The organism is Imhoffiella purpurea (assembly GCF_000585215.1).
In the GTDB taxonomy this organism is placed as follows: Bacteria; Pseudomonadota; Gammaproteobacteria; order Chromatiales; family Chromatiaceae; genus Imhoffiella; species Imhoffiella purpurea.
In genome coordinates, this window is sequence record NZ_AONC01000026.1 from 57938 (window position 1) to 68245 (window position 10308).

At 64.4% G+C, this 10308-nt stretch carries 9 protein-coding genes; 5 read left to right on the top strand and 4 right to left on the bottom strand.

What is annotated here, in order from left to right; genetic code table 11:
- Positions 1–37 precede the first annotated feature (37 nt).
- The 3 genes from D779_RS09030 to D779_RS09040 form a co-directional block, all read right to left on the bottom strand.
- A complete protein-coding gene (locus tag D779_RS09030; protein WP_043752853.1) occupies positions 38–1501 on the bottom strand; it encodes a protein adenylyltransferase SelO in 1464 nt (487 codons plus the stop codon).
- A gap of 102 nt (positions 1502–1603) precedes the next feature.
- Positions 1604–4111 (bottom strand): sensor domain-containing protein, encoded by a 2508-nt coding sequence (locus D779_RS09035; protein WP_043752855.1) that lies wholly within the window; start codon positions 4109–4111, stop codon positions 1604–1606.
- Positions 4108–5361: an HD-GYP domain-containing protein gene (locus D779_RS09040; protein WP_232424135.1), complete on the bottom strand. Its 1254-nt coding sequence runs from the start codon at positions 5359–5361 to the stop codon at positions 4108–4110. Before D779_RS09040 ends, D779_RS09035 begins: the two co-directional genes overlap by 4 nt.
- 284 nt (positions 5362–5645) lie before the next feature.
- Here D779_RS09040 and D779_RS09045 point away from each other — a divergent pair, with 284 nt between their 5' ends.
- From D779_RS09045 to D779_RS09055, 4 genes are all read left to right on the top strand, one after another.
- A complete protein-coding gene (locus tag D779_RS09045; RefSeq protein ID WP_043752859.1) occupies positions 5646–5948 on the top strand; it encodes a hypothetical protein in 303 nt (100 codons plus the stop codon).
- A gap of 44 nt (positions 5949–5992) precedes the next feature.
- Entirely contained in the window at positions 5993–6175 is a 183-nt protein-coding gene (locus D779_RS22185; protein WP_157726360.1) for a hypothetical protein, read from the top strand.
- A 279-nt stretch (positions 6176–6454) separates the two neighbouring features.
- On the top strand, positions 6455–8452 hold the full coding sequence (locus D779_RS09050) for a diguanylate cyclase (protein WP_052347996.1): 1998 nt from the start codon (positions 6455–6457) through the stop codon (positions 8450–8452).
- 173 nt (positions 8453–8625) lie between these two features.
- Positions 8626–8946, top strand: a complete 321-nt coding sequence (locus D779_RS09055) for a hypothetical protein (RefSeq protein ID WP_043752896.1) — start codon at positions 8626–8628, stop codon at positions 8944–8946.
- Here the strand turns inward: D779_RS09055 and D779_RS22835 are convergent.
- The gene (locus tag D779_RS22835; RefSeq protein WP_232424137.1) at positions 8877–9584 is read right to left on the bottom strand and encodes a histidine kinase; all 708 of its coding nucleotides are present in this window, start codon (positions 9582–9584) and stop codon (positions 8877–8879) included. The two genes, D779_RS09055 and D779_RS22835, sit on opposite strands and share 70 nt — an antisense overlap.
- On the opposite strand from D779_RS22835, the gene D779_RS22630 reads away from it, so the two are divergent.
- Entirely contained in the window at positions 9480–9902 is a 423-nt protein-coding gene (locus tag D779_RS22630; RefSeq protein WP_232424136.1) for an ATP-binding cassette domain-containing protein, read from the top strand. The two genes, D779_RS22835 and D779_RS22630, sit on opposite strands and share 105 nt — an antisense overlap.
- The last annotated feature ends 406 nt before the right edge of the window (positions 9903–10308 follow it).

Consider the following 10308-nt stretch of genomic DNA (forward strand, 5'->3'; position numbering starts at 1 on the left):
ATCTCTTGGCCCCACCGAATCGCTCCGTGGTCGTCCGTCAGGTCCCGCAGAAGGTCTGGCGGACGACCTCGTGCGGCTTGGGAGGGCTGGTATAGGCGTGGGTCTCGCCCCCCTCCTGCCAGGGGTTCGTCAGCACCGCCAATAGCTGCTCGAAGGGGTCCAGATCCCCTTCGACGGCCGCCTCCAGGGCGTCCTCGACCCGGTGATTGCGTGGGATCACCACCGGATTCGCGCGCCGCATCCGCGTCAGACGCTCATCCGGATCCGCGTCCTCCTGGGCGAGCCGCGCCCGCCAACGCACCACCCAATCGGCGAACGGATCCGTCTCGTGCGGCTCCAGTCCAGGCATCGACTCGCCGGTCTCGATCACCTGGGTCAGGACCCGGAAGCGATTGGTGAAATCGGCGCCGACCTTGGCCATCCCTTCGAGCAGGGCCGTGATGAGCGCCCCATCGCCATCGCGCGATTCGAGCAGACCGAGCTTGGCCCGGAAGACCTGCAGATAGGCGCGTTCGAAACGTCCGGGAAAACCGTCGATCGCCTCCTGGGCGAGCGCCAAGGCCCGGTCTGGATCCTCGTCGAGCAGGGGCAGCAGGGTCTGGGCCAGACGGGCGAGATTCCACTGGGCGATGCGCGGCTGATTGCCGTAGGCGTAGCGCCCAGCATGATCGATCGAGCTGTAGACGGTGCCCGGATGGTATTCGTCCATGAAGGCGCAGGGGCCATAGTCGATGGTCTCTCCCGCGATCGAGAGGTTGTCGGTATTCATGACCCCATGGATGAATCCGACCCCGAGCCAGCGCGCCACCAGATCGGCCTGACGCTCGATCACGGCATTCAACAGGGCCAGATACATGCGGTCCGACGCGCGCGTCTCGGGATAATGCCGATCGATCACATAGTCGGCGAGCTGTCTCAGTCCATCGGTATCCTCGCGGGCGGAGAAATACTCGAAGGTCCCGATGCGGACATGGCTGCGGGCCACGCGGGCCAGTACGGCCCCCGGGAGCGGTCCCTCGCGATAGACCTGCTCGCCCGTGGCCACCGCGGCCAGCGCCCGGGTCGTCGGAATCCCCAGGGCATGCATCGCCTCGCTGATCAGATATTCGCGCAGCACGGGACCGAGCCAGGCCCGGCCATCTCCGGCACGTGAAAAGGGGGTGCGCCCGGCCCCCTTGAGCTGGAGGTCGAAACGCGCTCCGGAGCGGTCGAGGATCTCGCCGAGCAGAATCGCCCGGCCGTCGCCGAGCTGCGGCACGAAGTTTCCGAACTGATGCCCCGCATAGGCCATGGCCAGCGGATCGGCGCCTTCCGGTACCCGGTTGCCGGCAAGCACCGCGACGCCATCCGGCCCGCTCAGCGCATCCGGATCCAACCCCAGTTCGCGCGCCAAGGGACGATTCAGCCGGATCAAGGAAGGGCGAACGACCGGGCTGGGCGGCAGCCGAGCATAGAAACGCTCCGGAAGGCGTGCGTAGCTGTTGTCGAAGACGAAGGTCATGCGGATCTCCTCATCAGAGTCTCCGCATGATGGTGGGGTCGTTACCCGATCCGCCAAGTCGGATATTCGAGCGGCATCTCCGCCTGCGTGATCGGGCCTGGATCAGTGCGTCGCGACCTGCTGCCGAGGCTCGAAGATCTCGGACAACCCCAGCTTGGAGACCAGGACCACGAAATCGGCCGGCTCGACCGGAGGCGAGCACAGATAGCCCTGGTACTCGTCGCAGCCGGCATCGAGCAGGAACCGACGCTGGGTCTCGTTCTCCACGCCCTCGGCGATCGCCCTCAGGTTGAGCGAACGGGCGAGGTTGATGACCGCCGTGGCGATCGCGGCATCGCTCTCGTCGTCCGGGATGTCCTGCACGAAGGAGCGATCGATCTTGAGCTTGTGGATGGGGAAGCGCTTCAGATAGGCGAGACTCGAATAGCCGGTGCCGAAATCGTCGATCGCCAGCCGGACCCCCAGATCGACCAGCGCATCGAGCCGGAGCTGGGTCTCCTCGACATTCTGGATGAGGATGGATTCGGTGAGTTCCAGTTCGAGCCGATTCGGCGGCAGACCGCTCGACGATAGAGATTTAGCCAATGAGTCGACGAAATTGGCCTGATGGAACTGAACCGCCGAGACATTGACCGACATCATGATATCGATGCCTTCGGCCTGCCAGATCTCGCCCTGACGAATCGCCTCGCGCAGCACCCAGGCCCCGAGCGAGACGATGAAGCCGGTCTCCTCGGCGATGGGGATGAATTGTGCCGGAAGCATCTCGCCCAGTACCTCGTCGCTCCAGCGGATCAATGCCTCGGCCCCGATCAGGCGTCCCGTCCGCAGATCGACCTGCGGCTGATAAACGAGCCGGAAACGCTGATCGACCAGTGCCTCGCGCATGGCGTGATCGATCTTCATGCGCGCGAGCAGATCCACGTTCATCTGGGTCTGGTAGAAACGGAAATCGCCTCTTCCGCGCTCCTTGATATGGTACATGGCGGTGTCGGCGTTCTTGATCAGATCGCCGAGATTCTCCCCGTCCTGCGGGTAGAGCGCGATACCGATGCTCAGGGTGAGCGAGAACTTCATGCCGCCGACATCGAACGGCGGCTCCATCGCCTTCAACAGGCGACGGGCGGTCTGCTCGGCGCCATGGTTATCGGCCTGGTGCAGGAGCAGAACGAATTCGTCGCCACCGAGCCGGGCGATGGTATCCACATGCCGCAGACAGCTCTCGATGCGTCTCGCCACCTCGATCAGCACCTGGTCGCCGAACAGATGACCGAGCGAATCGTTGATGTGCTTGAAGCGGTCGATGTCGAGAAAGAGGATGGCGAAGGAGCCGTTCTCGCGCTGGGCCAGCCGAATGGCGAAATCGATACGCTCGGTCAGACGCACCCGGTTCGGCAGACCGGTCAGGGCGTCCGTGTAGGCGAGCTGCTCGATGCGCCGGCGCGCCTCCACGGCCTCCGAAAGGTCCTTGACGAAGGCGACGTAATGAAAGGGCGCCCCCTGAGCGTCGAGCACCCTGACCAGCGAAACCAGACAGGGCGCCCCCTGACCGTCGCTCCTGCGCTGCCGGATCTCGCCCTGCCAGACGCCATCGCGACTCAGGACGCGCTGGATCGAGGCGATCGGAAGCTCGTCGCGCCCGAGCTGCAGGAACCGCGACAGAGGCTCGCCCGCGGCCTCCGCGGAACACACGGACGTCATCCGCTCGCAGGCCGGATTGATGGTGAGGATCCGAAATTCCAGATCGGTGACGAAGATGGCGTCGAGGCTCGCCTCGAAGACCCTGGAGGCGAGCTTCAGGCTCTTCTCGTCGGACAGGCGCTGGGTGATGTTGCGGAACGAATGGACGCGGCCGATCGCATGACCTCGGGCATACTGCGGCAGGGTCACCCACTCCAGCACCTGACCGTTGCGCAGCGACAGGATGTCGGTCGCCTCCAGCAAGGGATCGCGGCCGATCTCCTCGACCCGGGCGATGTAATGGTCGCGATTCAGTACCGACTCGTCCATCCAGCGATAGACGCTCTGGTCCTGACGCTCCGTCAAAAGGTTTTCGGGCAGTCCCCAGATCTCGGCGAAACGCTGATTGAAGCCGCGGATCGCGCCATCGAGATCCGTGACCAGGATGCCATCGGCCGTCGATTCGAGCGTGGCCCGCAATTCCGCGACCAGCTTTTCGAGTTCCGTCTCGACCGCCCGCCGCTCGTCCTGATTGGAGACGCACACGACATAGAAAGGCGCGCCACAACCGCATCGGATCCGACTGACCTTGCGCAGAACCGCGACCAGCGAATCGTCGGCGCGGCGCAGCCAGGTCTCGGAAAGCAGAGACCCCTCGCGCCCGGCGAGCACATCCTCCCAGAAGAAGACATCCTCCGGGACCGCGGCCAGATCGGTCACCGGGCTGCCGATCAGGTCATCGCGTCCGATTCCCAGCAATGCCTCCGCCGAGCGATTCACGGCGACCAGATGCAGATCCCGCTCCGAGACGATCCAAACCGCCTCGGTCAGCGCATCGATCAGCGACTGCCACGACCGGGCGCAGCCCAACCGGCAGGTATCCGAATCGGAGGCGGTCCGTCGATGGTCTTCGGTAGAGGAGGAAGTCATCGCTCGATGGAGGATGAGGAGGTGTCGCGCGCGCGCTCGAAGAAATAGCACATACGCTGTCGCGGCGAGAGATAGTCGAAGACCGCTCGGGGCAGCTGCACCGGCTTCAGACTCTGGCGGATTCCCAGATCGCACTCCTGTTCCAGATCCACGATCAGGGCATCGTGAAGCGGCACCCTCTGATCGTAGATGAGCACGATGGGCTTCAGAGGCCGATCCGAGTTCACCGAGACCACGAGCGCATAACGACCGTCGGTCAGCATGACGACCGATCCGGGCGGATAGACCCCCATCATCCGGATGAACATGCCGAGCACGGTCTGATCGAATTTCCGCTTGCTCTGGGCGAACATCAGGGACAGCGCATTGTGCGGCGTCAGCGCCGCCACCGGATTGGATGGATTGCAGATCAGATCGTAATGATTGACCAGCACCACGATACGGGACGCCAGCGTCAGACGATCGCCGCTCAGGCGGGCGGGAAAGCCGGAGCCATCGTCATACTCGTGGTGCTGGGCGATGACCGCCAGCACCTCGGGGCTCAATCCCATGCGCCTGCCCAGGTCGACACCCCGTGCGACATGCTCCTGAAAGAGACGGCGCTCGACGGCGCTGAAGCCGTCGTCCCGCCAGCGCAGCCGCTCCGGCAGCTCGATCTTGCCGATGTCGTGCAGGAGCGCGCCCAGACCGAGCAGGGTCAGCGCCTCCGTATCCAGATCGAGCCGCTTGCCCAGCAAGAGCGAAATGACGGTGACATTGATCGCATGCAGCGACGCCTTCTCGCCCGCTCCTTCCGAGAGCAGTCGGATGAACGAATCCCCCTGATCGGTGAGACGGCCGACCAGCCCACAGACCATGTCCTCGGCGCGCTCCCGAGCCTGCTCGAGGTGCAGGTTCAGATTCTTGAGAATGTCGCGAAAGTTGCGGGTCGCATCCGAAAAGTCCCGTTCGCACAAGGCGAGATCGCGACGCTGTGCATCGAGCAGACGCTGACGCGCCACCTGACCGGAAGGCGCCGCCTCGACCGGTGTCTCCTCGACCGGGGCGGACTCGGACAGATCGCTGCGTTCCGGCGACCAGCGCAGACGTTTCACCCCCAGACCACGAATCGTCTCGATCTGACTCTCGGAGACGATCTTGAAATTGTTGAGTGGAAAAGGGTGCCCCATCCAGCCGAGTTCCAGATAGATGTACATGCCGACGCTGAGTTCGCCGATATCGATGAATGGGGTCTGCGAATCGCTCATCATTCCAAGACCTGGCTGTCTCATTGAATCATACAAGGTAGCGCGAATCCGACATTATGGGCAGCGCCGGACGACCGGTGCGATTCTAGGGACAAGCGGGGGAAACGGGCGAACGTGAGAAGCAGAAAGGCCGCTTGCATCCCAGAGTGAAGCAGGTCTGAACCCGATTCAGTCAGGTCTCGAGCATTTCAAGCAGGACCAATGTCGAGGAACGTGACGGACATAGCGAAAACAGAGCCCGCCGACGAGTTAGGTTAGCATCTACAGCGAGCGAAGCGAGGCTCTCCATGTCTTCGAAAATCGGCACGATCAAACTCGATCGGGAAACCATCATTCAACTCCAGGCACTCACGCTTCCAGGCGAATCGCTGGCGAGCGTGATCCAACGCGCGGCACTCGCTCTTCAAACCATCGGAAACGGCCCGGATCAGGACGGCATGAGTCGACGCATGGAGGCACTGGAATCGCGGCTCGACCGGATCGAGCGCTGCTGCGGGGCCTATCACGACAGGATCGAAAGCGATCAGCGGCAGACGCAAGCGTCCGCCTTCGACGGACAGGCGTTCAGAATGCGGCGAAATACCCTATAACGGACACCACAGAGCAGGCCCCTCCCGGCTCGAGGAGATGCAGCATGACACGACGATCCCCGGTCTCAGCCGTTCAGCAGGCCAAGAAACGCATGGAAGAGGCGAAGCGCCGGGAAGCAGGCATGCTCGCCGGCCTGGGACTGCAATCCGGAGCGAATCAGCCCCAGCTCAGCGAGGAGGACGCCAAGCGCATCGCGGCAACCCTGATGGAAATCATGAAGCGATAGACGCCCTCCGCAGGGCGCACGTTCATGTCGGATTCAGACGACTCCAAGCGCTTTCGGCCATCTATCGATTCCTGGCATGGGATGGGATGAGTCGCCCCCTATCGCACGATTCGTTGAAACAGATCATCCGTTCTGGTCAGCTGACACCGCCTCAGGGTAGTCTGTCCGGCGCGCGCGCCTGGAATCCGGGTCGCATCCGATCGAACGCAGCCGGCACCGTCGAGCCCGCTCCGGCACCCAGCCGACGATTTCCAGAGAGATCCACCCCTGAACCTCGCCATGCCTCAATCCTCAGCGCCGAGCAGCCGGGGATGGTCACTCGCCCCGGCCTGCCCGCGCCTCGACAGATGCCTCCTGACTCAGATCATCCTCTGGCTTCTTCTGGGACTGACGTCCGATCGCATCCTGGCCGACCCTTCCACGCTGATAGTCAGCCCCGATGAGGAGCGATACGAGCTGGCATCCCATGTCGAGTACCTGGAGGATCCGACCGGCGAGCTGACCTTCGCCCAGGTCTCGGCCCCCGGCCTCGGCGCCGAGTTCAGACCCCTTCCCCGGGGCGACGAGATCAACTTCGGCTATTCGAGTTCCACCTACTGGCTGCGCTTCAGCGTCGCGACCGCGTCGGAATCGGCGACCGAATGGTGGCTCGAAGCCGCCTATTTCTCGCTCGGCCAGATCCACCTGTACGGCCCCGAGGGTCCGCCCGTCCTGACGGGGAACGCGTATCCATTCGAGCAGCGGCCCGTCGGCCACCGCTTCTTCGTCATTCCGATCCGGGTCGGATCTCGGGCGACCACCTTCTATCTCGAGATCCGCTCCGTCGGCAGCCTGACCATCCCGCTGCGACTCTGGCGACCCGCGGCCTTCACCTCCGAGACGGCGGCCAGCTACACGGCCATGGCGCTCTACTTCGGCGCGCTCGCCGCGTTGCTGCTCTACAACCTGCTGCTCTATCTCTCGCTGCGCGAGGGCAGCTATCTCATCTACGTGTGCTTCGTCGCCAGCATGGCCTGCGGACAGCTCGCCCTCACCGGCATCGGCAACCAATATGTCTGGACCGGATGGGAGACCTGGAACGGTGCCGCCTCGGACTTCGGCTTCTCCGCCGCCGGAGTCTTCGGACTCTGGTTCGCCCGCCGCTTCCTCGACACCAGGGGTGTCATGCCGCGCCTGGATCGCATGCTGCAGATCGTCCTCGCCGTCTTCGCCTTCAACCTCATCTACATCGGTGTGCACGATCTGCTTCTCGCATCCACGCCAACGCCCCTGAGTTCGAAGATCCTCTCCATCAATAGCCTTCCGGGCTGCATGCTCGTCATCGCCGCCGGTATGATCGGACTGCGTCATGGACGCAGCGGGGCGCGCTTCCTACTGATTGCCTGGGCGGTCCTGCTGGTTGGCGCCGCACTCGCGTCCATGCGCAATTTCGGCTGGGTCCCCACCAACACCCTTACCTCCTACACGCTTCAGATCGGCTCGGCACTGGAGATGCTACTGCTCTCCTTCGCGCTCGCCGATCGTATCCACAGCGAGCGGCACGCGCGCGAGGTGGCACAGACCGAGTCGCTGATCGCGCGCCAGGCGATGGTCGACACGCTGGACCAGGCCCAGCGCACATTGGAGACGCGAATCGCCGAGCGCACCCAAGAGCTGGCCAAGGCCAACCGAAGACTCAGGGACAGCGAGCGTCTGCTGCGCCAGGCCGCCCACTCCGATCCGCTCACCGGCCTGGCGAACCGGCTGCTGCTGGACGACCGCATCGAGCACGCCCTGGCGGCCGCCCAGCGCGATCGGCAGAGCGTGGGGCTCCTGCTGGTGGATCTGGATCGCTTCAAGCCGGTCAACGACCTCCATGGCCACTCCGCCGGGGACGAGGTGCTGAAAGAGGTCGCCCGACGCATCCAGGGGACCGTCAGGGTCTGCGACACGGTTGCCCGCATCGGCGGGGACGAATTCGTGGTGCTGCTGGAGCGGCTGCACGACGCGGTTGGAGCCATCCAGGTCGCCGACAAGCTGGTAACGACCCTCTCAGCCCCCTTCCACATCGGAGAACTGGAGTTAGCCATCGGCGCCAGCATCGGGATCTCGCTCTATCCCGAAGACGCCCTGACCGCCAAGATGCTGCGCCAGCATGCGGACTGGTCGATGTATGCTGCCAAACGGGCCGGCGGCAACAGTTACCAATCCTATTGGACGATCCAGCAGACTCGGCCTTCTCAAGGGAATGACGCCCCCTTCCTCGACGAGACGCGCATGTCCGAAGCAAGTATCTGACTCCGACCACCGTTCCAGGGATCTATATTTACGTCGAACATCTTGCCGCCAAGTCGCTCGACCCCACTCAGGCCCCTGGAGCCGATGGCTGTGATCCACTGGCCAGGACGATGTCCTGTCCCACGTATTCTGATAGGGCGAACAATCGACAATCCGGAATGGAGCAATCGGGCATGACCACTCAGACTCAGAACAGGCGCCTGCTGATGGCGCTCGACTCGAAGATCAGGGATATCAACCGGGCGACCATCAACCCGATCCTGCCGGAACTGCGGCTCTCGGACCTCACCCCGATGCTGGAGATGACGGCTCGGGCACGCGCCGATTATCTGCGGGTCTTGTACGAGATCGGCCACTCTTCGAGTGGCGAAGCAGCCCCCAGCCCGGAGGACATCGACCGGCTCGCCGCCCTGAGACGGGTGTATCAGGAGCTGGTCACGGCGACGCAGGCGTTCGAGACCGCGATCGAGCGCGAATATCTGGATGTGGAGTGACCCGCGCCGAATCGGTCCTCAGTCCGCCTCGAACACCGGCAGGCGGACCGCGCATCGAGCCCCTCCGCCCGAACCGTCCGAGATGGCGATGACGCCATCGTGCGCCTCGACCAGATGACGCACCACGGCGAGACCCCGCCGTCCCCGACGTCTAGCCCCAGGTGGGCCGTGCGGCCGTATTCGATCGCGTTCCCGACCAGGTTCGCGAGGATACGGCGCAGCGCCAGCCGGTCGCCCAGGACCAACGCACCCCGTGCCGGCTCGGACAGCCGCAGATCCACCGCCGCGCCGGCCCGGCGACGGTCGGCGACCGCGTCATCGTCTCCATGAGACTGCAGCAGGCGCTCTTCATCGGCGCCTGCGGATTCGCGATCGGTGCGCTCCTGGCGCAGCAGATCTTCCCGCTCTTCCCGCGCCGCATCCTGATCCTGGCGTCCGATCAATGGACGTTGCTCGCCGCGGTCCTGACCGTCAACGCCCTGGCCAGCCTGGTCGGCATCGCCCGCGCCATGCGGGCGCTCGACGGCGTCTCCATGGAGGCGCGCCCGGGCGAGCTGATCGGCATCCTGGGACCGAGCGGATCGGGCAAGAGCACCCTGCTGCATCCCCTTCCTCAGCGCCGAGGAGAACGTCGCCATCGCCCGCACGCTGGCCAACCGCCCCGGACTCGTCCTGGCCGACGAGCCCACCTCCGCGCTCGACAGCCAGCGCGGCCGCCAGGTGATGGAGCTGTTCCACCGCATCGCCACCGACCAGGGCGCGGCGATCCTGGTCGTGACCCACGATACCCGAACCCTCGATCTCTCCGACCGCGTCCTCGAACTGGCCGACGGACGCCCGATCGCCTCGTCCCAAGACGAGGCGATGCGTTGACTGTCATACGGCGCAATACGCTGCCGCTATTGCGCCCTACAGACCGGCCATCGGACGCGTGTTCCCATCGTAGGGCGCAATAGGCCGCCCTCGATGGGGACTGCTCCGATGCCTTCCATGAGCCGCCGTCACCAGGCATGGGAGCGGCCGTATTGCGCCGCATGCAAGCCACGCCAGTGATCGACACCTCACCGCAACCTGACATACGGCGCAATACGCTATCGCTATTGCGCCCTACCGACGGACGGACGCGCGGTCACCCCGTCCGAAAACGAGGCGATGCGTCGATTCCCGACCCCATGACCGGGACAGGCTGCCGGATCAGCGGCTCAGGATCGTGCTGCGGTTGACGCTCTGGCCATAGGGACCGGTCGCGGTCACCGAACGGCTGCAGGCACCGTTCGCGCAGCCGCCGCTGGAATGCACGGATGCGCTCCCCCTGGGACCGTAGTAGTGCGAATCCCGGCTCCAGGCATTGGCCGAGGTCGA

Bases quoted from the DNA above. Each gene is read 5' to 3' on its own strand.
- D779_RS09040 (WP_232424135.1), bottom strand. From the start codon at position 5,361: ATGATGAGCGATTCGCAGACCCCATTCATCGATATCGGCGAACTCAGC.
- D779_RS22835 (WP_232424137.1), bottom strand. From the start codon at position 9,584: ATGGCGACGTTCTCCTCGGCGCTGAGGAAGGGGATGCAGCAGGGTGCT.
- D779_RS22630 (WP_232424136.1), top strand. From the start codon at position 9,480: ATGGAGGCGCGCCCGGGCGAGCTGATCGGCATCCTGGGACCGAGCGGA.
- D779_RS09055 (WP_043752896.1), top strand. From the start codon at position 8,626: ATGACCACTCAGACTCAGAACAGGCGCCTGCTGATGGCGCTCGACTCG.
- D779_RS09050 (WP_052347996.1), top strand. From the start codon at position 6,455: ATGCCTCAATCCTCAGCGCCGAGCAGCCGGGGATGGTCACTCGCCCCG.
- D779_RS09045 (WP_043752859.1), top strand. From the start codon at position 5,646: ATGTCTTCGAAAATCGGCACGATCAAACTCGATCGGGAAACCATCATT.
- D779_RS09035 (WP_043752855.1), bottom strand. From the start codon at position 4,111: ATGACTTCCTCCTCTACCGAAGACCATCGACGGACCGCCTCCGATTCG.
- D779_RS09030 (WP_043752853.1), bottom strand. From the start codon at position 1,501: ATGACCTTCGTCTTCGACAACAGCTACGCACGCCTTCCGGAGCGTTTC.
- D779_RS22185 (WP_157726360.1), top strand. From the start codon at position 5,993: ATGACACGACGATCCCCGGTCTCAGCCGTTCAGCAGGCCAAGAAACGC.